Source organism: Streptomyces sp. NPDC126497 (assembly GCF_040302425.1).
Taxonomy (GTDB): Bacteria; Actinomycetota; Actinomycetes; order Streptomycetales; family Streptomycetaceae; genus Streptomyces.
On the sequence record NZ_JBEORT010000073.1, the window covers coordinates 1 to 20,915 of the forward strand.

The window sequence follows — 20,915 nt, forward strand, 5'->3', positions numbered from 1 at the left end:
CCGTGCGGCGTTGGCGCCCGGCGCGCCGTGCACGCCGCCGCCCGGGTGGGCGCCGGCGGACGCCAGGTACAGGCCCTTGACGTGGGTCTCGGGACGTCCGGTGCCGGGGACCGGGCGGAAGAACAGCTGCTGGTGCATGGCCGTGGTGCCGCCGTTGATGGCGCCGCCGTGCAGGTTCCGGTCGAGGGACTGGAGGGCGGGCGGGGCGAGGATGCGCCGGGCCCGGATCCTGGAGCGGAAGCCGGGGGCGAAGCGCTCCACCTGGCGCTCCACGCGGTCGGCCATGCGTTCCTGCTCCCCGGCGTCCCACGTGCCGGTGAGCGCGTCCCCGCCCGCGTCGCCGGTGATGTCGTGGGGCACGTGGGTGTACGCCCACGCGGACTCGGTGCCCCGCGGGGAGCGCGACGGGTCGGAGGTCGTCATCTGGCCGAACAGGCAGAAGGGGCGGTCGGGGACGGTGCCGGTGGCGAGCTGGGCGGCGAAGCGGGTGAGTTCGTCGATGCCGTCGGCGAGGTGGACGGTCCCGGCGCCCGCGGCCTGCTCGCAGTTCCAGGGCACCGGGCCGTCCAGCGCCCAGTCGACCTTGAAGGTGGCGAAGTCCCACTGGAAGCGCCGCAGGTCGGACCGGAGCTGGGCGGGGACGTCCTCGGGGCCGAGGAGTTCGCGGTACAGGGCGGGCACGGCGACGTCCGCGAGGACGGCGCGGCCGGCCGCGAACGTCTCGCCGTCGGCCGTGCGCACCCCCGTCGCCCGGCCGTCACGCACCAGGATCCGGTCGACGCGCCTGCCGCAGCGCAGCACCCCGCCGCGCGTCTCGAGGCGGCGTGCCAGGGCCTCGGTGAGGGCTCCGGCGCCACCGGCCGGCACCGGGAATCCGTACGTCTGTCCGAGCATCGTCATCAGCCAGCCGAAGCCGCCGCTGCCCGCGGCCTCCGGGGCCAGGTCGGCGTGGAGCGCGTTCCCGGCCAGCAGCAGCCCCCCGCCCTCGCCCCGGAACTCCTCCTCCGCCATGCGGCGCACCGGCAGGACCAGGGTGCGCGCCATGCGCAGCCCACCCGTGCCGCGCAGTCCGACGGCCAGCCGGATCCCGGAGCGGACGGGCGGGAAGGGGGTGAACAGGGCGTCCAGGAGATCCGGCCGGAGGCGCTCCCACATGTCGTGCAGGCGGCGCCAGGCGTCCCCGTCGCCCGGCGCGAAGGCCTCCAGCGAGTCGGCGGTGACGTCGACACGACGGTCGAGGACCGCGCACCGGCCGTCGCTCAGGGGGTGCGCGACGACGTGCGGGGCGTGGCTCCAGCGCAGTCCGTGACGCTCCAGGTGCAGCCCGGAGACGACCGGGGAGGCGGCGGCGAGCGGGTAGAAGGAGCTGCAGAGGTCACTGACGAACCCGGGGTCGACGCCCCGGTCGTGGCGCACGGCCCCGCCGGGCTCCGGCTGCTCCTCCAGCACCTCGACGCTCCAGCCGGCGTCGGCGAGCAGGTTGGCCGCGACCAGCCCGTTGGGGCCGGCCCCGATCACCACGGCGTCAGGCACGGGCGCCTCCCCCGCCGGGGGCCGGCGTCACCACCTGGCCGAGGGACCGGCGCCGCTCCGCCTCGGCCGCGTCGGCCTCACAGATCCTCGCCAGCCGGGCGAGCATGGCGCGGTGGCGGATCTGGATCAGGGCCTCCACGGCCGCGTTGTGCACCGTGCCGCCGGCGCCCTTCAGCGGGTGCTCGTCCACGATGACCAGGCAGTGGTCGCCCCAGGGCCGCAGCTCGATGGCGATGCGGGCCGTGCCGAGGGGGCCGGCCTTGGCCTCCAGCTCCAGCACCTCGCCCGGCAGACAGCGCCGGACGACGGTCTCGTTGGACAGGCTCAGGGGCCCGAACCGCACCTCGAAGCCGATCGCCGAGCCGAGCTGCGGCCAGTGGCCGCGCACCGGTTTCGACGAGGAGGTGCCCACCACCCAGTCCGCGTACCGGGTCCCGTCCTCCAGCACGGCCCAGACGGACTGCGGGCTCGTTCTGACCAGATGATGGCGAACCGCCACTTCGACCTCCCGTGTCCGAGCGTGACGTCAGTCAGCGTCAGCACTGAGTGCCCCTTCTGACCGGGGTCAACCGGGGTCAACCGGGGTCGACCGGGGGCTCCGCGCCGGGGCGGGGCGGGGTCGCGCAGCCCCGGCGCCCGCGCGGCGGCGGTGGCCGCCCGCGGTCAGGTCGTCGTGTCGCGGGTGGGGGCCAGGGCCCAGCGGATGCCCGCGGTGACCGCGGTGCCCAGGGGACGTACGCAGAGGCCCTCGGCCGGGGGGACGCGGGGCAGCCACAGTGCGTGGGAGGCCCAGGTCGGCAGCAGGGAGACGGCGTTGGCGGCGAGGACGCCGTACGGCAGCCGGGCGAGCAGCGGGACGGGCGGGTTGAGCAGCAGGAAGCGGGCGGTGGAGCGCGCCTCGGGGGTGGCGCGCAGCTCGCCGCGGTAGGCGGCCAGCCGCTCGGCGAGTCCGGCGCGGTCGACCGGCGGGTCGGGCACGCCGAGCGCGGTGGCGATCCGCGCCATGTCGGCGACGTACGCGTCGCAGCCCTCGCCGTCCAGGGGACGGGCGCCGTAGCGCTGGTGCGCGCGCAGGAACATGTCGACCTCGGCGATGTGCACCCAGCACAGCAGACGGGGGTCGGACGCCCGGTACCGCTCGCCGTCGGCGGTGGTGCCGCGCACCGTCTCGTGGACCGCCCGCACCCGCTCGACGGCCCGCTGGGCGCTGTCGGCGGTGCCGTACGTGGTGACGGCGAGGAAGGTGCTGGTGCGCTGCAGGCGCCCCCAGGGGTCGCCGCGGAACCCGGAGTGCCCGGCGACGGCGGCCATGGCCAGCGGGTGGAGCGACTGCAGCAGCAGGGCCGACAGTCCGCCGATGAACATGGACGCGTCCCCGTGCACCCTCCTGACCGGCCGGTCGGGTCCGAACCAGCGCGGGCCGGGCGTGCCGTGGATGCGTGCGCGGTTGTCCGGGCCGTCGGGTCCGGCGACCCGGGAGAAGATCGCCCGGCCGATCCGGTCACGCAGCACCGAGCCGCCTTCCGCCAGCAGTCCCATGGCTCGCTCCACTTCCCCGCGCGCCCCGGCGCCCCGCACGCCCGGCGGCGTCCACGGTCACACCTGCCCCGTACCCGGCCGGGCGGCTAGGGAACGTCGCCCCGCCAGTCGTACACCCGGGCACCGGTGTCGCGGGGCGCGTACAGCGCGCGTCCGCCCGCGCCGTAGCGGCCTATCTCGGTGGGCAGACCGACGCCGTGCCTCAGTTCCGTCTCGCCGCGGTCGGTGACGTCCAGCAGCAGGCCGTCCAGCGGGCCGCCGGACAGCTCCACGTACGACCGCCCGTCGCGCGGGCCCGGATCGTCGTGGTCCGCCCCGTAGACCCTGCCGCGCATGAACTCCAGTTCGTCCATACCGGCAGGGTGACATCCGGCACTGACAACCGGGCCTACGCCTCCGCCGTGCCCGCGGGCGCGTCCGCCGCCCAGGGGGCCGGCGCCCGTCCCTCGCTCCAGGCGAGCAGGGCGTCGCGGTTCACGCACACGATGCCGCACTGTTCGGCGTACTCGACGGCCGGCGCGGTGAAGTCACTGGTGGTGACGACGAGGGCGACGTCCGCCTCGTGGACGGTGAAGCAGGTGCCGCCGAAGCGCTGGAGGTCCTGCGAGCCCACCTTGTTGTCCTCGCCGTAGCGCTTGCACTGGACGACGAGGCGGCGGCCGTCGGGGGTCAGGCCCGTCACGTCGGCGCCCAGGTCCCCCGCTCCCCCGACGACCTCCACCCGCGTGCAGCCGTCCCGTGCGCACAGGCCGGCTATCGCCGCCTCGAACTCCTCGGGGCTCAGGGCGTCGTGGCCGACGCCCTGAGCGACGGGCGCGACGACCGCGGGGAGGGTGTCGTCGTACGCCCCGGCCGGTGCGGGGATCGCGGGCGGGAGCGGGGACGGGGCGGGGGCGTCCAGGGCGTCGAGCGCCGTCGACGTGCCCTGTTCCAGTGCCTCGCCCGCCCGGCGGGCGATCCTCGCCGCGGACAGCCGGCGCCGCCTGCGTCCGTGGGCCAGCAGGAGCGCGACGGCCACGCACAGCAGGACGACGGCCCACACCGGGCGCCGCTGCACGACTCCGGCCAGCGCGCGCACCGCGAAGCCGGCGACGATCAGGGCCGTGGCGAGCAGGCCGAAGAACATGGCCGTCGCCCGCAGGTCGAAGCGACGCCCGTGATGCCTCGGACGTGTACGGTGCCGGTGCACGGTCACCCCGGTGGCTCCTCTCTCGCGGCCGGCAGGACGTGCGCACGGGGGTCCACGGGACTCCCGGAGATCGCTTACGCCGTCTGCCCCGGATCCGGCCGTTCACCGGCGTGCCGTGCGCCGGCGCGGGGTAGGGGCGGTGTGTGCTGACTGCGGCACCCAGGGAGGCGGACGGTGGACTGGCAGGACTTCGCGCGGCAGATGGCCTCCATGGCGCGTGACCTCCTGGCCGAGCACACCCTCGACTCGACCCTGGAGCAGATCACGCGCAAGGCGGTGGAGCTCGTCGACGGCTGCGACGCCTCCGGGATCCTCGTCCTGCGGGGGGACCGGGTGAGTTCGCTGGCGCCGACCGCGCAGTTCGTGGTCGACAGCGACCGCCTCCAGGAGCGTCTGCGCGAAGGGCCCTGCCTCGACGCGGCCCGGCCCGACCGGGCCGAACGCCTCTTCCGGATCCCCGACTTCACCGCGGACCCCGAACGCTGGACGTCCTTCGTGCCGCGCTGCCGGGAGCTCGGGGTGGGCAGCATGATGAGCTTCCTGCTGTACACCCGGGAGGAGGAGCTGGGGGCCCTCGACCTGTACTCCCACAAGCCGGGCGCGTTCACCGAGGACAGCGAGACGGCCGGCTGGCTGCTGGCCTCCCACGCGGCGGTCGCCTTCTCCACCGCCAGGACCGACGCCCAGCTGCAGGACGCCATCGCCACGCGGCATCTGATCGGCGAGGCGATGGGCATCCTGATGGGCCGCCACCGGCTGACGGAGGACCAGGCCTTCGACCTCCTGCGCACCCGGTCCCAGCGCACCAACACCAAACTGCGCGAGGTGGCGCGCCGGGTCTGCGAGACGGGCGCCCCGGAGCGGTGACCGCCCGGCGGCGGCTCAGCTGCCGCCGGTCCAGTCGTGGGCGACGTCGACCACGAGGTGGCCGTCGAGCTGCAGCACCCGGAACGGCAGCCGCGCCCGCGTGCCGAGCCCGATCTGGGTCTCGCCCTCGAAGCTGCCGGCGAACCGCGCGTCCCGGAACGTGCGGTACCCGGTGAGGTCGACGCCCGGCAGGGCGCCTCCGGCGCGCACCGGGTAGGTGGGCTCGCCGCTCTCGGGGTCGTACGCGGGCGCGGCCACCCGCACCTCGAGGACGGCGCCGCCGGAGACCGGGACGGGCCGGCCCGATCCGTCCTGGCGGAGGAGGTCGACGTACCGGACGGAGTAGCCGAGGCCGCCGCGCGCGGCGCCGGGCAGGTCGACGACCATGCGGTCGTAGCAGTCGTGCCGCCCGGTCCTGATGTCCCGTACCGGCGTGGCCGTGCTGCCGGGGCCGGACTTGGACAGGCTGCCCCAGCCGGTCGGGCAGGCCGCGGCCGCGGCCGGGACCGCCGGGGCGGCGACGGCCGGGACCGCCGCCGTGGTCAGCGTGGCGCCCACCAGCGCGAGGGTCACACAGATCATTCTCTTTTGTAGCATTTTCAGCCCCCTGGGCTCGCATCCTTCTGGTATCGGGTGAGACGACCGGGATGACCCGAAGGTTGCGGCTCCACCGCGCCGGACCGTCCGGCATGGCACATCCTGGTGGGGAGCGAACGGATGTCCCGTGCGTCCGCACCGGGAGGACGCGACATGGATGATGCAGCCGCCGCACCGCATGGGGAACGGCCGGCGGGCGTGCCCGGCCGCGGCGCCGGGGAGGCCGCGGACGGGCCGCGGACGACGCACCCGGCGGACCGGATCGAGGACGCGCTCGCGGAGCCCGTGGTGGCGGCTGTCCAGGACATCGGCGGATACGGTGGACTGGTGTACCTGCGCTCGCCGGACCGGCGCTCGCTGGTGCTGTGCGTGGTGGCCGGCGTCCCGCGGTCGCTGCTGATGACCTGGTGGCGGGTGCCCGTGGGCGGTGCGCTGCCCATGTCCGAGGCGTACCGCAGGAGCGAGAGCATGTGGCTGCCGGACGAGCGGGCCATGATGCTGCGCTTCCCGCAGTTCACCGCCGCGCTGCCGTACTCGTTCGGTTCCGCCTTCCACCCGGTGCGCGTCGGCGGCGAACCCGTGGGCGTCCTGTCCGTCCTGCGGTCGGCCGCCCGGGAGCCGGTGGACGAGCGGACGGTGCGGGCGGCGTTGCACGCCGCGGGGCGGGACATGGAGGAGCGCCTCACCGGGTTCGCCCGCCGGACGCCCGGCCGGGAGGGCGCGGACGCCGTGGCGTACGGCATCGACTACAACGACCAGCCGGTCGGCGTGAAGTTGCCCGCCCCCTCCCTCGGGGCCGTGTCGGTCGGCATGATCGAGTGGGACCTGGACAGCGACCGGTGGTCCGGGGACGACGACGCGCTGTCCCTGCTGGGCGCCGACCGGACGGAGTTCGGCGGCACCATGGCGGAGGTCGAGGAGCGGGTGTCCCCCGAGGACCTGTACGAACTGCGGATGGGCCGGCGGGAGGCGGCGGAGACCGGGCAGATCAGGGGCCGGAGCTTCAGGGTGCTGGAGGAGGCCGGGGACGACGGGCGGGTGCGCTACCGGCCGGTCGAGCTGTGGGGCCACGTCGTGCGGACGGGAGGAGGCGCCCGGCTCCTGGTGGGCGCCCTCGTCGACGCGGCCGGCGGGGTCACCGCGGCGGAGGCCGCCGAGCGACTGCCCGACGGGGTGTTCTCCCTGGACCAGGACGGCCGGATCGTCTACGCCAACCGCCGCTGCCAGGAACTGCTGGACTGCGACCTGGAGCACATGCTCGGCCACTACCCGTGGGACGTGCTCCCCTGGCTGCGCGATCCGGCCTACGAGGACCGCTACCGGGCCGCGATGCTGTCGCAGGAACCGGTGTCGTACCTGGTGCACGCCCCGGACGGCGGCTGGCTGGGGTTCGTGCTCTACCCCGGGGTGCACGGGCTGACCGGCCGCGTCTTCCCCACCGGCGCCCCCGCGGGGGCCGAACCGGGCCGGTCCCTGGCCCCGGGCGACGGGGACGCCGCCGCGGCGCCGGGGCTGGTCGGGACGGCCCGCGCGGGAGCCCTCTACCACGTGGTGCAGATGGCCAGCGTGCTGACCGAGGCCGTCACCGTCAGGGACGTCTGCCTGGCCGTCGCCGAGCAGCTGCTGCCCGCGTTCGGCGCGCAGGAGATCGCCCTCTACACGATCCGTGACAACCGGATGCACCTGCTGTGGGAGTCCGGTTACCCGGAGCACTTCCTCGACGACTTCGAAGGGGTGCCGCTCAGCGCGAACCTGCCCGGGGTGCACGCCCTGACCACCCGGCTGCCGCTCTTCTTCGAGTCGCCGGAAGCGCTGGTCAAGGCCTACCCCCAGCTCCTCCTGGACGCGATGAGCGCCTGGGCGTTCCTGCCGCTGATCGCCTCCGGCCACCCGGTCGGTTCCTGCATCCTCGGCTGGAACGCGCCGCACCGGTTCACTCCCGAGGAACGCACCGCGCTGACCGCGCTGGGCGGTCTGACCGCGCAGGCGATGGAGCGGGCCCGGCTGTACGACGCCGAGTCCGCCGTGGCGCGGGGGCTGCAGGAGGGACTGCTCCCGCACCGGTTGCCCGCCATCGACGGGCTGCTCACCACCGGCCGCTACCTGCCGGGCACCCAGGGCATGGCCATCGGGGGCGACTGGTACGACGTGATCAGGACGGGGCGCGGGGTGGCGCTGGTCATCGGCGACGTCGAGGGACACAGCGTCGGTGCCGCCGCCGTCATGGGGCAGCTGCGCAGCGCGGTGCACGCCTTCGCCGCCAGCGGGCGGCCGCCGCAGGAGGTCATCACCCACACCAACCGGCTGCTGGCGGAGCTGGAGACGGACGTCTTCGCCACCTGCTGCTACATCGAGCTCGATCCGCCCACCGGCCGTGCCCTGGCCGTCCGGGCGGGCCACCCCCCGCCCCTGCTGCGCCACCCCGACGGGCACACGGAGAGCCTGGACCTGCCCGGTGGCGTGCTGCTCGGGGTACAGCCGGAGGCCGTCTACCCGGTCACGGCGCTCACCCTGGCCCCCGGCAGTGTCCTCGTGCTGTACACGGACGGGCTCGTCGAGACGCCCGGTGGTGACATCGAGACGGGCATCGAGGTGGTCCTTCGCTGTCTGGCCCGCAGCCGCACCGACTCGGTGGAGGAGCTCGCCGACCGGCTGGTCGGAACGGCCCGCCGGACCGAGGAGCGCCCGGACGACGTGGCGCTGCTGCTGACGGCGTACGGCCGGCGCCCCGCCCGCTGACCGCCGCCGGCCTCACAGGCAGTAGCGCACCAGCCACTCGTCCGGGTCGAAGGCGTTGCGGGCCGGGTCCGGCGCGACGGCCGGACGCTCCTCGACCATGTCCTCCACCCGGACCGGCTCCGGGAGGCGTCCGAAACGGGCGTGCCGTACGGCCGCCGCCGCGTCCGCGCCCGCGTTCTCGTGTACGCGCACCGTCCCCTTGTCCACGGCGACTCCCCTCTCACGGCCGTCCGGTGCTCCCCCTCGGACGGCACCGCGGCCTTCGCGCCCAGTGTCACACACCGGTGGCCGGAAGCGCGGCTTCCGTCCCGGCCGGCCACCGAGGACGGGACTCCCCGGCGGATTGGTCCCCGACGACGGGGCGCAAGTGGACCCCTCGACGGACCGCCGTCCTTCCTAGCGTCGTTGCCATGAACGCCGTCACCACGCGCGGGGCCCTGCTCGCCGCGCTCGCCTGTGTCCTCGTCGGAGGCTCCTTCACCGCCAACAGCGTCCTCGGCGACTACCCGTACGCGGGCGGTCAGTTCCTGCGGTACGCGCTGGCCTGTCTGCTGCTGGCCCCCCTGGCCGGCCGGGGCTCCGCCGCGGGACTGCGCTCGCTCCCACCCCGCGGGTGGGCCCGGCTGGCGCTGCTCGCCGCGGTCGGCATGGTCGGGTTCAACCTGGCCGTCCTGGCCGCGGAGCGGACCGCGGAGCCGGCGGTCCCCGGCGTTTTCGTGGGCTGCGCGCCCGTGGTGGTCGCCGTCCTCGTCCCCCTGCTGGACGGCCGGCGGCCGAGGCGGTCGGTGCTGTACGGGGCGTCGGCGGTGGCCGTCGGCGCCTTCACCGTGCAGGGCTGGGGGCGTACGGACGGGGCGGGCCTCGCCTTCTCGCTGTGCGCGCTGGTCGGGGAGGTGGGGTTCGCCGTACTGGCCGTGCCCGTGCTGCGGCCCCTGGGTCCCCGCCTGCTGTCCGCCGCGGTGTGCGGTGTCGCCGCGGTCGAGTCGGCGGCGGCCGGGATGCTGCTCGACGGGTCCGGCTGGCTGCGCCGCCCGGACGGGGTCGAGACGGCGGCGCTGCTGTGGCAGGCGGTGGTGGTCACCGTCGTCGGCTTCGTGTGCTGGTACACGGGCATGCAGCGGATCGGCGCCGAGCGGGCCACCCTGTTCTCCGGTCTGATCCCGGTGGCGGCGGCGTGCACCGCGCCGCTCGTCGGCACCGGTTCCTACGGTGCGGCCCAGGCGGCGGGCAGTGCCCTGGTCGGCGTCGGGGTCGCCCTGGGGTCCGGCGCGCTGGGTGTGCCCGCACGACGGCGCCGGCCGCGCGCCCTGCCCGAGCGGGCCGGCTCCTCCCGGCCGGCGGACCGGACGCCGTCACCGGAGCCCCGAACCGGTGAACCCGCCCCGCCCCACGGCCCGGGCCGGGATGCCGGGGTGATCCCGTGAGCTTCCCACGGGAGGGAAGGGCCGGGAACCGCCCGGCCGCGGGCGGAGGGGAGCACGCCCGTGCCCTCCGCACGCGGCGCGGCGGAGGCGGGGAGGAGGACCGGGGCGGGCGTGCCGCGGCGGCCGGGCGAGCGGTGCGCACGGCACGGCGTGATCGTCGCCCCGGTCGTGCCGCGGGTCGTCAGCCGTGCGGTCGGCGCGGGCCGGCTTCCGGGACGTCGTCGCCGGCCGGCTGCCGCCGGTACCGGCCGTGATGACCCTGCTGGGGCGGCACGCCTGGTGGACACCGAAGGGGCTGGACCGGATCACGCCGCACATCGACGCGGAGGGGAGGCGAACGCGGGACGGCGGGACCCGTGGGCGGGTCCCGCCGTCGTCGACGCGTCGATGTGCCGCGGGACGGTCAGGTCCCGCGCCGCACGCTCCGCAGGACGAGGAATCCGAAGATCACCAGCACTCCGCCCAGCGCGGCCGGCCAGAGCCGGGCCCCGGTCTCGGCGAGGCTGCCGCTGCCGGCCCGTGCCCCGGTCCCGTCCTCGGACCCGAGTTCCGGGAGGCTGCCGGGCACCTCGGCGGCCCGGGCCGCCTGACCGCCCTCGTCCGCGGCGCCCTTGTCGTCGCCGTCCCGGTCACCGGTACCGGCGGCCTGGGCCGGGGTGGAAACCTTGACGTCGGGCTGCTCGGGCCGGGCGGTGCCGTCGCCCTTCCCGGGCTTCTCGGCGGCCGGCGTCTTCGACGGCTGCTCCTGTCCGTCGCCGCCCTGCTCCGCGTCGCCGCCCTGCTCCGCGTCGCCGCCCTGGTCCGCGTCGCCGCCCTGGTCCGCGTCGCCGCCCTGGTCGCCGCCGCCCCGGCCCGGGTCGTCGGGCGTCGCCGTGGGCTCCTGCGGCTGCTGCGGCTCCTCCGGCTGCTGGGGCTCCTCGCCCGGCTCGTCGCCGCCTCCGCCGTCGCCGTCGCCGGCGCCGCAGGTACGGCCCTTGTTGATGCAGTCGACGACCTCGTTCATCAGGTCCTCGTCGAAGACGTTGATGAAGTCGCCGTGGTCCGTGATCGGCTTGTGCAGCTGCTCCGGGAAGGAGTCCACCGCGAACAGCGGCGTGGTCCTCCCCCCGTCGTTCAGACTGGGCGCGTCGACGTCGTAGACGATGCGCTGCACCAGCTGCGGCACGGGCTTGAAGCCGGCCGGGCAGTTGCCCTCGGCGTCCGTGAACGCCATGTGCGTACGGTGGTTGGCGCTGTCGGTGTTGCGGCCGTCCCAGCAGCTCTGGAAGTCGAACGTGCGCACCACGTCACTGCCCTGCGGGCACAGCGGGTACTTGTCCTTCAGCTGCCGGTCCTCGAAACCGGTGCAGCTCCAGGACGCGTTGGCGTTGGCGGGGCCGTTGACGAACGACTTGGCGTCGCCGGTGATGATGCGCAGCAGCCGGGGCATGGCGGTGACCTCGCCCCGCGGGTTGCCCACGAAGGTCAGCGTGACCTCCTTGGGCGTGACGATCTCACCGACGTTGCCCTCGATGCCGCCGCCCGGGGAGTCGGCGTCCTGTTCGCGGGTCCCGTTCTGCAGCCGCAGTACGGGCCAGTAGTACGCCGACCTGTCGCCCTGGTCCGCGCAGCTCGTCTCCGCCCGCGCCAGGTCCTCGTCGCTGGAGAAGGCGTTGGTGGCCTGGTTGCCGATGTAGTCGTGGAAGTGATGGGCGCCGTTGCCGACCCCCGGGGCGGCGATCACGTTGTCCGAGTTGAACAGGCCGTTCTCGTTGACGCCGCACTCGCTGGTGAAGGTGCCGCGGGAGGCGTTGCCCGTCTGCTCCGGCGCGGCGTCGGCCGGCTGGACGCTCTTGATGTCGACGTAGTCGCCGGCGACGGGTCCGTTGCCGGCCTGACCGCCGTTGCCGCCCTGGTCCCGGCCCTGCCGGTCCTGGCCGTCGCCTCCGTCGCCCGCCTGCCCGTCCTCGTCGCCGGCGTCCTCGTCGCCGGCGTCCTGGGCGTCGTCGCCCTCCTGCCCGGCGTCCGGCCGCGCGGCGTTGCCGGACTCGCGCACGGCGCAGGCGGCGAGCTCCTCGAGGCCCTCGGGCCGGTCGCCGGCCCGCTCGATGGCGGTCGCGATGCGGGCGAGGGCCGCGGAACGCTTCTCCTCGAGCGGCTCGGCTATCGCGTTCCTCGCGAAGCCCGGGTCCTGGCGGAGGGCCTCGGCCGACTCCCCGAGCCGTTCGTAGGCGTCGGCGATCTGCGCGTCCAGGCCGGCGAGTTCCCGGTCCACCTCCGCCCGCGCCTCCCCGGGCACCGCCGTCAGCTCGGTGGCCACGTCCGGGCAGTCGATCGTGGCGCCCGAGAGGACCTGTGCCCGGCCGCCCTCCTCCGTCGCGGAAGCGTAGACGTTGGCCGCCGCCATCCCGCCGCCGCCCAGGATCAGGGCGAACGCGGCGAGGGTCGCGCGCTGTTTGGGGCGTCTGCGTGTGTTGCGTGCCAAGACAGTACTCCTACGCTTCTGTTGCGGGGGCAGAGGATTCCCACGCCCCATACGCGGGCGGGCCGCCGTGTGTTCAAGGGCCTCGCGGATTCCTCGCGGAATCCCGCAGACCCGGCCCCGCGCACACCGGTTCCCCGCCGGACCCGCGCGGGTCCGGCGGGGAACCGGGACGGGAACGGTGAAGTTCGGGTGCCTCGGCCGAAGTCCGCGTCACCGCACAGCAGGTGCGGCTGGTCCGTGTGCGGGGCCTGCCGGACCGTGCGGACGACGTGACGGCCGCCGGGACCGGAAAGTGCGCACCGGGATCGAGTGGTTCCGGCCTGGCGCGTACGAGCCGGTGCGGGCCGCCCGCTGGAGGCCGTACCGGCCCAGCGGCTCGGTGGTGGGGTCGAAGCCCTGCCGGGTGACGTGGACGAGGACGTGGTCCGCGCCGCGGCCGGCCTTGGTCGTGCGGCCGGACGGTGGAGTCGTCGTTCGCGTGCCTCGTCCTCCGGTCGAAGCGGAGCGGCGACACGCGTGCGCGCCACTTCCGCGGGGGCAGTGGCGCGTTCGGCGGGGACGGGCGCCGCTCCCTCAGAGTCCGTCGAGGTCGTGTGTCGTACGGCCGAGGCAGACGACCGAGTCGTCCATCGGCGCGTCGATCTCCTCGAAGCCCATGCGGTCGTAGAAGGCCCGGGCCGGCTTGTTGGCCGTCGCCATGACGAGGTGGACCGCCGGCACCCCCCTGTCCCGCAGCGCCTCGAGGAAGGTCCGCATCAGCCGCCGCCCGTGACCGCGCCCCTGCCAGTCGGGCAGCAGGTCGATGTGCAGATGGGCCGGCCAGGCGGCCAGTTCCGGGACGACCATCCGCTCCGGGTGGTGCAGCAGCCAGGCGATCGCCTCGTCCGGAGTGGCCGGCGGCCCGGACGGCTCGGGGTGGCGGTCGGCGACCAGGGGCAGCCACGCGGCGCGGAAGGCCCGGGCGAAACCGACGGTGTCGGCGGCGCCGACGATGTAGCCGACCGCCCGGCCGCCGCCGTCGTCCAGCACGAAGGCGAGCTCCGGCTCCAGGTGGACGTAGGGCGCCGCGAAGGTGTCGGGGAAGACGCCGGGGTCCCGGTAGTGCGGACGGCTGTCCTGGCCGTTGTGCGCGGTGCGTATGCAGATGTCGTCGAGGGCCGGCCGGTCCTCGCGGCGGTACGGGCGGATCCTGGGGGACTGGGTCATGCCTGGCATCCTTCACCCCTGGGAGCGCTCCCACAACCTTTTTCCGACCAGGTCGGCGCCCGGGTCACCGGCTTAGTCCGCCGGTCCCTGGTTACCCGTGGGGCATGAAGCTGCATATCCCGGGGCGGAACGGCCGGCAGGCCGATGAGAGCGTGACGGACGGGCCCCGTCCGGGCGGGGCGGACGCGGCGGACGGCCCCGGGCCCAGCGACGAGGTGGAACGCGCGGCGCCGGACACGCCGGGCAAGCTGCCCAAAGGGGCGTGGGGCGCGGCGCTGAAGGGCAGTCTGCGCGAGTTCAAGGACGACGAACTCACCGACCGGGCCGCCGCCCTGACGTACTACGGCGTGCTGTCGCTGTTCCCCGCGCTGCTGGCCCTGGTCTCGGTGCTGGGCCTGACCGGCAGGTCCACCACGGACAAGGTGCTGGAGAACCTGCGGGAGCTCACCGCTCCCGGCGCGGCCCGCGACATCATCACGCGGGCGGTCGAACAGCTGCAGGGCCGGGCCGGCATCGGGTCGGTCGTGGCGGTCGTCGGTCTGGTCCTGGCCGTCTGGTCGGCGTCCGGCTACGTGGCGGCGTTCATGCGCTCGGCGAACGCGGTCTACGACATGCCCGAGGGACGCCCGGTGTGGAAGGTGCTGCCGGTACGGCTCGGGGTGACGGTCGCGCTGCTGGTGATGGCCGTGGTCAGTGCGCTGATCGTGGTCTTCACCGGCTCGGTCGCCCGTCAGGCGGGCGACCTGCTGGGGCTGGGCGACACGGCGCTGACCGTGTGGTCGATCGCCAAGTGGCCGGTGCTGGTCCTCCTGGTCGTCATCATGATCGCGCTGCTGTACTGGGCGGCTCCGAACGCCAAGGTCAAGGGGTTCCGGTGGATCACTCCGGGCAGCTTCCTGGCCCTGGTGATCTGGTTGGTCGCCTCCGCCGGATTCGCCCTCTACGTCGCCAACTTCGGGTCGTACAACAAGACGTACGGCACGATGGCCGGTGTCATCGTGTTCCTGATCTGGCTGTGGATCACCAATCTGGCCATTCTGCTGGGACTGGAGTTCGACGCGGAGATCGCCCGGCAGCGGGCCATCGCCGGGGGCCTTCCGCCCGAGGCGGAGCCCTACACGCAGCCGCGCGACACCCGGGCCTGGGACGAGCAGGACCGGCGGCGCATGGACGAGACCTGACGGCGCCGGCCCGCGGGGCTCGGTCCACCGGCCGGCCGCCGCCGTGGCTCCCGGTTCCCGGCAGCGTCCGACGGCGGCCCCGTCCGGCTCGCCGGTGACGGTCACCCCCTCGGCCGCGCGCCGCCGGCCGAGGCCCCTCGTGATCGCCTCGATGGCCTGCACCGCGCCCGTGACGTCGTTCCCGCCGTGCACGCGGTGCCCGAAGGGCCGGCCCCGGGCGGTGTCCGGGCACGGCTGGGAGACCTGGTCGAGGAAGTGCTCGAGCGCCCCCGGCGCGGAGCCGAGGTCCGCCGGGGCGCCGAGGGGGCGGCCGTCGGCGTCCAGGACGCCGGCGGCGGACAGCACCGCCCTCCGCACCATCCGGACCCCTCGATCCGCGGGTCGGTGGCGCCGGGGAGGACGGCCTCGACCATCGCCTGACGGTTCGGCGGGGGCGTGTGGTGGACGATCGGCGGGGCCGGCACATCCCGGCCCCGCCGTTCCGCGTGTGCGCGAGCCGGCACGGACGGTGCCGGACACCGCCTCGTTGTGGTGGCGGGACGGGGATGGCACGATGCCCCGCATCGGTACGTGGAGACGGGGGTGCGTCTTGGTCGGCGAGGATCACGGGTCACCGGCGGCGGCGGTGTTCGACGCGCTGGGCGGCGAGTACGAGAAGGCCTTCGCCGCCTCACCGGCGCACCGGGCGTCGCTGGACCGGCTGCTCGGGGAACTGGCGCCCGGCAGCAGGGTGCTGGACGTGGGCAGCGGGACGGGCCGTCCCACGGCCGCCGCGCTCGCCGGGGCCGGTCACCGGGTGCTCGGCGTCGACGTGTCCCCGGTGATGGTGGAGATCGCCTCCCGGCAGGTTCCGGAGGCCGAGTTCCGGTGTGCCGACATCCGCCGGACGCCGCTCGAGGACGGTTCGTTCGACGCGGTCTGCGTGTACTTCGCGCTGTTGCAGATGTCCCGGGCGGAGCAGTCGGAGCTGGTGCGCCGGCTGGCGCGGGCGCTGCGGCCGGGCGGTCCGTTCGCGCTGGCCACCGTGCCGCTGGACGTCGAGGGGTTCGACGGCGTCTTCATGGGGCAGGACGTGCGGGTCACCAGTTTCCCGCACGAGGGCGTCGTCGCCCTCGTGCGCGCGGCGGGCCTGGTGGTGGAGTCGCAGGAGAGCGTGATGTTCACCCCGACCCATCCCGACGCCCGGCCGGAGCCCCAGCTCTTCCTGCACTGCCGCCGCGAGGAGGCCTGACCCCCCGCCGGGCCGGTGCGCCGGAATCGCCAGGACTGCCCGGCGCGAAATCAGGTACCCGCGTTCCGTACCCCATCGGAAAGCGAGGTAGCCGCCACATGTCGCAGGTAGAGGAATCGATCGAGGTCGACGTCCCGGTCCGCACCGCCTACAACCAGTGGACCCAGTTCGAGAGCTTCCCGGAGTTCATGGACGGCGTCGAACGCATCGAACAGCGCAGTGACACGCTGACCCACTGGGTGACCAAGATCGGGGGCGTGGAGCGGGAGTTCGACGCCGAGATCACCGAGCAGATCCCGGACGAGCGCGTCGCCTGGACGACGGTCGACGGTGAGGCGCGGCAGGCCGGCGTCGTCACGTTCCACCGCGTGCGGGACACCACCACCAAGGTGATGCTGCAGATGGACTTCGATCCGCAGGGGGTGGCCGAGAACGTGGGCGACAAGCTCGGCTTCGTCAAGCGGCAGGCCGTCGGTGACCTGAAGCGGTTCAAGGAGTTCATCGAGCGGCGGGGTCTGGAGACGGGCTCCTGGCGGGGCGAGGTCTGACCGGGGCGGGTGCGCACCGGTCCCGTCCCGGCACGGCCGTCTTCGCGGTCCCGGCCCCTGGGCCGGGACCGCCGTCGTCTACGGCAGCGGTTTCGGCTCGTCCTGCGCGGCCCGCAGGTCGGCGAGCAGTTCGGCCTGCCCGGCGAGCACGCCGGACAGGATGGTGCGCGCCACCCGCAGCAGTTCCGCCACGTGCGGGCTGGTCAGCGAGTAGTACACGGTCGAGCCCTCCTTGCGGCCGACCACCAGGTTCGCCCGGCGCAGCACCGCCAGCTGCTGCGAGAGGTGCGCCGGTTCGATGCCCACCTCGGGAAGCATCTCCCCGACCGCGTGCTCGCGCTCGCTGAGCAGTTCCAGCACGCGGATGCGGGCGGGATGGCCCAGCGTCTTGAAGAACTCGGCCTTCAGCTGGTACAGCGGCGCGGTCATCGTGCCGTCCCCCTTTCCGGCGCGGCGGCACGGCCCGGGCGGCCGGTCCTCGGTCCATCGCCTCATCTGTTCGTCGGCGTCCGCCTCGACGCTTTCCGACATTAGCAACCCGGCACGTCCCCGCCCTCCGGCGGCCGTGGACCGGCGGGCTCACAGCGGGAGCGTGATCCAGACGCTCTTCCCCGGACCGTCGGCGTCGCCCCGGACCACGGCTGTGCCGCCCAGGCCGTGGGTGAGTTCGACGACCGTGGCCAGACCGCCGTGCCCGGCGTCCGGCCCGAACAGCCTCGGCCGGTGGGGGTGGTCGTCGTGCACGGCGAACACCAGGCACCCGGGGCCCGCCGCGTAGACCACCGTGGTCTGCGGGGAGACCCCGGCCGCGTGCCGGACGCTGTTGGCCACCAGTTCGCTCAGGATCAGCAGTGCGGGGCCCACCGCCGGGTGGCGCTCGCCGATGCCCCACTCCGCCAGGGCCCGCTCGGCCGTTTCGCGGGCGAGGCGCACGGCGCCGGGCCCGGTGGGCAGGGTCAGCACGTGACGGTGCGGCAGGGCGCCCGGCGCGGGGCTCGTCACGGCGTCCCCCGGGCGGGCGCGGGCACCGTGACCGGGGGCTTCGCCGCCCGCAGGACGCCGTCGCGCTCCAGGCGGTCGCGGGCGGCCCGGATCGCCTCGGGGGTCGTGGCGTACTCCCGGCCCTCGTGCTCCAGCAGTTCCAGGACGCCCACGGAGGCGAGGGCCCGGCGGTGCTCCGGGCGGATTCCGGACGCCATGACGACGATGCCGCGCCGTCCCAGTCCCGTCACCGCGTCCTTGAGGGCCAGGGCGCCGGTGGCGTCGACGACGCTCACCCGGGACATGCGCAGGATCACCACGCGCACGTCGGCGAGTTCGGCCGGTTCCGGCAGGAAGCGGTGGGCGGCGGCGAAGAACAGGGAGACGCCGAAACCGAGCGCGAGCGGCAGTGCGACGACCGCCACGGTCAGGCCGGCGAGCAGGTCCCGGCGGGGATGGCGCCGCGCCCGGTCCACATCGGCGCGGGTGGGCAGCAGCGCGGTGATCCGGGACCGGACTCCGGCCTGCGACAGCGGTACGGACACGGCCCCTCGGCTTCGCTCACGGCTGGATGACCGGACAAGCATGTAGCTAATTGCGAAAATTTGCAATTCTGCAGGTCATCAAGTCGTTCGTGGGGAAGGGGAGCCGCCGCTTGGTGTTCAGCCCGTCATGCGCCTGCGCCACGAGGGCTCGACCCGGCACCACTCGGCCTCCCACTCGTCCAGGCGCCGCAGCCGCAGCCGGGCCCGGACGAGCCATCCGCCGAGCAGGACCACTCCCCCGGCGGCGACGGCGACCGTCGCACCGGCCATGACGGTCTGGAACCGCGCCTCCGCGCCGTCGGGCGGCGCGGGGACCAGCCGGCCCGCGGGGTCCGTCCACACGGTGACCTCGGTGCCCGCCGGGGCCCCCGGGTCGACCTCCGTCCGGCCCGTGCGGTCGGCGCCGTCGGGAGCGGTCCACCGCACCTTGGCCCATACGCCGCCGCCCCCGTCCTGCGTCACCGGCGCGGACAGCCCGGCGGTGTCCTCGGTCAGGACGGCCGGGACGGGGGTGGCCCGCTCCCGGCGCTCGGCGAGCGACCCGTCCACGGCCGAGGCCGCCGCCAGTCCGCAGAACGCCCCGGACAGCAGGGCGAGGACGAGGACGGCGAGCAGCAGCCAGGCCTCGACGAGGTCGCTGCGGCGGCGCAGCGGGTTCCGCCGCCACCTCCACAGCCGCACCCTCCGGGGCCTCGCACCATGCGTCCTCCCCATGGGAGGTCACCTCCTCGCGCGGTACCGAACGGCGTCCTCCTCCAGGGTGGACCCGGTCGCCGCGCTCCCGCACGGGCCGGACGGCCCGGCCCGTGCGGTGCGCCCGTCAGGCCGCCGGGGGCACGGGCACCACCTCGTGCTGCGGAACCCCGAGGACGACCTTGAGCGCCCCGGTCTCGGCGGCGCCGCCGAAGACCTCGTAGGCCTCCTGCATGTGGTCGAGCGGGAACGTGTGGGTGACCAGTCGACGGGTGGGCAGCCGGCCGGCGGCCGCCATCCGCAGCAGGGTGGGGGTGGAGCGGGTGTCGACCAGTCCGGTGGTGATGGTGACGTTCTTGGCCCACAGGTCCTCGAGGTGCAGCGTGGCGGGAGCGCCGTGCACGCCGACGTTGGCCAGGTGCCCGCCGGGCCGCACCATGCGGGCGCACAGTTCGAAGGCCTCCGGGACGCCCACCGCCTCGACGACCACGTCCGCGCCGAGCTCTCCGGTGAGGTCCGCGATCAGCTGTTCGGGGCCCTCGCCCGCGTCGGCCACGGCGTCGGCGCCGAACTCCTTCGCCGCCTGGAGCCGGGAGGCGGCCAGGTCCACGGCGACGACGCGCTCGGGGCCGAACAGCCGGGCGGTGGCGACGGCGGCGAGCCCGACGGGCCCGGCGCCGACCACGACGACGGTGTCACCGGGCCGGACCCGCCCGTTGAGCACGCCCACCTCGTAGGCGGTGGGGAAGATGTCGGCCAGCAGCACGGCGTCCTCGTTGGCGACGGTGCCGGGCAGCGGGTACACCGACAGATCGGCGTACGGGACCCGTACGTACTCGGCCTGGGTGCCGTCGATCAGGTGCCCGAGGACCCAGCCCCCGCCGCCCCGGCACTGGCCGTACACGCCCTCGCGGCAGTAGCCGCAGCGCCCGCAGGCGGAGATGCAGGAGACCAGGACCCGGTCCCCGGGGCGTACGGCGCGGACGTCGCCACCGGTCTCGACGATCTCGCCGACCGCCTCGTGGCCCAGGACGGTGCCCGGACGGACCTCGGGCACGTCGCCCTTGAGGATGTGCAGGTCCGTCCCGCAGATGGTGACGGCGTCGACGCGCACGATGACGTCGCCGGGTTCCTTGACGGCGGGGTCGGGGACCTCCTCCCAGGCGGACTGCCCGGGGCCGTGGAAGACGTAGCCCTTCATGCCGATCCTCACCCTTCTCGCTCGGCGGCGGGCCCGGCACCGGGCGCGCCCGCGCCCGCCTGCGGCGGGGCCCCGGTCGGGTTCCGGGGCCACCCTGCACTTCCAGTCTGGGGGCACGGAGGCGAATCCGCCGGAGCGCTCCTCCCGCACGCCCGTGGCGGGGCACCGCACGACGCCCCGGTCCGGCCCGCCGTCCTTCGTCCGCGCCCGTGTCGGAACGGGCACGCCGGGTACTAGGTGCAGGCACACGACGGCTGCGCGGCCGACCGGCCGGTGAGGAAGGGAGTGGTCATGACGGGGAACGGCGAGGACGCCACGCTCGCCCGGCGCCCGGGGACCCGGGAGCTCCGTCTGGCCGCGGACACCCCGGGACCGGTGCCGGCGCACGCCGCGCGCGGCGCCCGGGAGGAGGACGACGCGGAACTGCCCCGCGACCGCAATCAGGCGATCCTGGAGGCGGCCAAGCACGTCGGGGCGGTGCTCAAGCGCGGCGGACACCTCTTCGCTCTGGCCGGCAGCGTCGCCGTCCACGCCCACGGCGGCAGCGGGAACCTCCAGCACGACGTCGACTTCTGCGTGCGCCCCGAGGACGCCGAGTCGGTGGCCGCCACGCTCCGCGAGGCCGGGCTGACGGTCTACACCCCGCCCGAGGACTGGCTGCTCAAGGCCACCTGCTTCGGCCAGGACGTCGACCTCATCTTCGAACTGGCGCACCGGCCCGTCTCCACCGGGATGCTCGAGCGGGCGCAGGAGCTCCCGGTGGAGTCGGTGCGCATGCCGGTCCTGGCGCCCACCGACCTGCTGACCGCGCTGCTGGCCGCCTTCTCGGAGCACCACTGCGACTTCGGGGCCGTCCTGCCCATCGCCCGGGCCCTGCGCGAGAAGGTCGACTGGGAGCGGGTGCGGCGTGACTGCGGGGACGAGCCCATGCCGGCCGCCTTCTTCTTCCTCCTGGAACGCCTGAACGTCATCTGAAC

At 74.9% G+C, this 20,915-nt stretch carries 20 protein-coding genes and 2 pseudogenes; 7 read left to right on the forward strand and 15 right to left on the reverse strand.

Annotated features, from left to right (window positions below; translation table 11 throughout):
* From ABTY20_RS25490 to ABTY20_RS25510, 5 genes are all read right to left on the reverse strand, one after another.
* Positions 1–1,533 (reverse strand): phytoene desaturase family protein (locus ABTY20_RS25490; protein ID WP_351999376.1); only part of this gene is annotated, 1,533 nt, incomplete at its 3' end.
* Complete coding sequence (locus ABTY20_RS25495) at positions 1,526–2,032, reverse strand: SRPBCC family protein (protein ID WP_351999377.1); 507 nt, start codon at positions 2,030–2,032, stop codon at positions 1,526–1,528. The genes ABTY20_RS25495 and ABTY20_RS25490, both read right to left, overlap by 8 nt.
* A 164-nt stretch (positions 2,033–2,196) precedes the next feature.
* Positions 2,197–3,072, reverse strand: coding sequence for an oxygenase MpaB family protein (locus tag ABTY20_RS25500; RefSeq protein ID WP_351999378.1), 876 nt, complete (start codon positions 3,070–3,072; stop codon positions 2,197–2,199).
* 86 nt (positions 3,073–3,158) lie between these two features.
* Entirely contained in the window at positions 3,159–3,425 is a 267-nt protein-coding gene (locus ABTY20_RS25505; protein ID WP_351999379.1) for a hypothetical protein, read from the reverse strand.
* A 35-nt stretch (positions 3,426–3,460) separates the two neighbouring features.
* On the reverse strand, positions 3,461–4,267 hold the full coding sequence (locus ABTY20_RS25510; protein ID WP_502991880.1) for a restriction endonuclease: 807 nt from the start codon (positions 4,265–4,267) through the stop codon (positions 3,461–3,463).
* 168 nt (positions 4,268–4,435) lie between these two features.
* On the opposite strand from ABTY20_RS25510, the gene ABTY20_RS25515 reads away from it, so the two are divergent.
* The gene (locus ABTY20_RS25515; RefSeq protein WP_351999380.1) at positions 4,436–5,128 is read left to right on the forward strand and encodes a GAF and ANTAR domain-containing protein; all 693 of its coding nucleotides are present in this window, start codon (positions 4,436–4,438) and stop codon (positions 5,126–5,128) included.
* 15 nt (positions 5,129–5,143) lie between these two features.
* Here the strand turns inward: ABTY20_RS25515 and ABTY20_RS25520 are convergent, their stop codons facing one another.
* Entirely contained in the window at positions 5,144–5,725 is a 582-nt protein-coding gene (locus ABTY20_RS25520) for an AMIN-like domain-containing (lipo)protein (RefSeq protein WP_502991881.1), read from the reverse strand.
* 153 nt (positions 5,726–5,878) lie between these two features.
* Here ABTY20_RS25520 and ABTY20_RS25525 point away from each other — a divergent pair, with 153 nt between their 5' ends.
* Entirely contained in the window at positions 5,879–8,464 is a 2,586-nt protein-coding gene (locus ABTY20_RS25525) for a SpoIIE family protein phosphatase (RefSeq protein WP_351999382.1), read from the forward strand.
* Between the two features lie 12 nt (positions 8,465–8,476).
* Here ABTY20_RS25525 and ABTY20_RS25530 read toward each other — a convergent pair whose 3' ends face one another.
* Positions 8,477–8,671 (reverse strand): hypothetical protein, encoded by a 195-nt coding sequence (locus ABTY20_RS25530; protein WP_351999383.1) that lies wholly within the window; start codon positions 8,669–8,671, stop codon positions 8,477–8,479.
* A 203-nt stretch (positions 8,672–8,874) separates the two neighbouring features.
* Between ABTY20_RS25530 and ABTY20_RS25535 the strand changes: the two genes are divergently transcribed.
* Positions 8,875–9,888 carry an EamA family transporter gene (locus ABTY20_RS25535; RefSeq protein WP_351999384.1) on the forward strand — a complete coding sequence of 338 codons (1,014 nt, stop codon included), beginning with the start codon at positions 8,875–8,877 and terminating at the stop codon, positions 9,886–9,888.
* 403 nt (positions 9,889–10,291) lie between these two features.
* On the opposite strand, the gene ABTY20_RS25540 is transcribed toward ABTY20_RS25535, so the two are convergent.
* Positions 10,292–12,274: a DUF1996 domain-containing protein gene (locus tag ABTY20_RS25540; protein WP_351999409.1), complete on the reverse strand. Its 1,983-nt coding sequence runs from the start codon at positions 12,272–12,274 to the stop codon at positions 10,292–10,294.
* 651 nt (positions 12,275–12,925) lie between these two features.
* Positions 12,926–13,558, reverse strand: a complete 633-nt coding sequence (locus ABTY20_RS25545) for a GNAT family N-acetyltransferase (RefSeq protein ID WP_351999385.1) — start codon at positions 13,556–13,558, stop codon at positions 12,926–12,928.
* Positions 13,559–13,662: 104 nt separating this feature from the next.
* Here ABTY20_RS25545 and ABTY20_RS25550 point away from each other — a divergent pair, with 104 nt between their 5' ends.
* The gene (locus ABTY20_RS25550) at positions 13,663–14,739 is read left to right on the forward strand and encodes a YihY/virulence factor BrkB family protein (protein ID WP_351999386.1); all 1,077 of its coding nucleotides are present in this window, start codon (positions 13,663–13,665) and stop codon (positions 14,737–14,739) included.
* Positions 14,740–14,769: 30 nt separating this feature from the next.
* Here the strand turns inward: ABTY20_RS25550 and ABTY20_RS25555 are convergent.
* A pseudogene (locus tag ABTY20_RS25555) lies at positions 14,770–15,152 on the reverse strand (flavodoxin family protein); the annotation flags it as partial.
* 140 nt (positions 15,153–15,292) lie between these two features.
* Here ABTY20_RS25555 and ABTY20_RS25560 point away from each other — a divergent pair.
* Positions 15,293–15,970, forward strand: a complete 678-nt coding sequence (locus tag ABTY20_RS25560) for a class I SAM-dependent methyltransferase (protein ID WP_351999387.1) — start codon at positions 15,293–15,295, stop codon at positions 15,968–15,970.
* Positions 15,971–16,068: 98 nt separating this feature from the next.
* Positions 16,069–16,518 carry an SRPBCC family protein gene (locus tag ABTY20_RS25565; RefSeq protein WP_351999388.1) on the forward strand — a complete coding sequence of 150 codons (450 nt, stop codon included), beginning with the start codon at positions 16,069–16,071 and terminating at the stop codon, positions 16,516–16,518.
* 78 nt (positions 16,519–16,596) lie between these two features.
* On the opposite strand, the gene ABTY20_RS25570 is transcribed toward ABTY20_RS25565, so the two are convergent.
* The 5 genes and pseudogenes from ABTY20_RS25570 to ABTY20_RS25590 all read right to left on the reverse strand — a co-directional run bounded on the left by ABTY20_RS25570 (position 16,597) and on the right by ABTY20_RS25590 (position 19,938).
* Entirely contained in the window at positions 16,597–16,947 is a 351-nt protein-coding gene (locus tag ABTY20_RS25570; RefSeq protein ID WP_351999389.1) for an ArsR/SmtB family transcription factor, read from the reverse strand.
* Between the two features lie 150 nt (positions 16,948–17,097).
* Entirely contained in the window at positions 17,098–17,520 is a 423-nt protein-coding gene (locus ABTY20_RS25575) for an ATP-binding protein (RefSeq protein WP_351999390.1), read from the reverse strand.
* Positions 17,517–17,879, reverse strand: a pseudogene (locus tag ABTY20_RS25580) (sodium-independent anion transporter); the annotation flags it as partial. The pseudogene ABTY20_RS25580 and the gene ABTY20_RS25575, both read right to left, overlap by 4 nt.
* Positions 17,880–18,161: 282 nt before the next feature.
* Complete coding sequence (locus ABTY20_RS25585) at positions 18,162–18,758, reverse strand: Rv1733c family protein (RefSeq protein WP_351999391.1); 597 nt, start codon at positions 18,756–18,758, stop codon at positions 18,162–18,164.
* A 106-nt stretch (positions 18,759–18,864) separates the two neighbouring features.
* Positions 18,865–19,938: an alcohol dehydrogenase catalytic domain-containing protein gene (locus ABTY20_RS25590; RefSeq protein WP_351999392.1), complete on the reverse strand. Its 1,074-nt coding sequence runs from the start codon at positions 19,936–19,938 to the stop codon at positions 18,865–18,867.
* 291 nt (positions 19,939–20,229) lie between these two features.
* Between ABTY20_RS25590 and ABTY20_RS25595 the strand changes: the two genes are divergently transcribed.
* On the forward strand, positions 20,230–20,913 hold the full coding sequence (locus ABTY20_RS25595) for a nucleotidyltransferase family protein (RefSeq protein ID WP_351999393.1): 684 nt from the start codon (positions 20,230–20,232) through the stop codon (positions 20,911–20,913).
* Positions 20,914–20,915 lie beyond the last annotated feature (2 nt).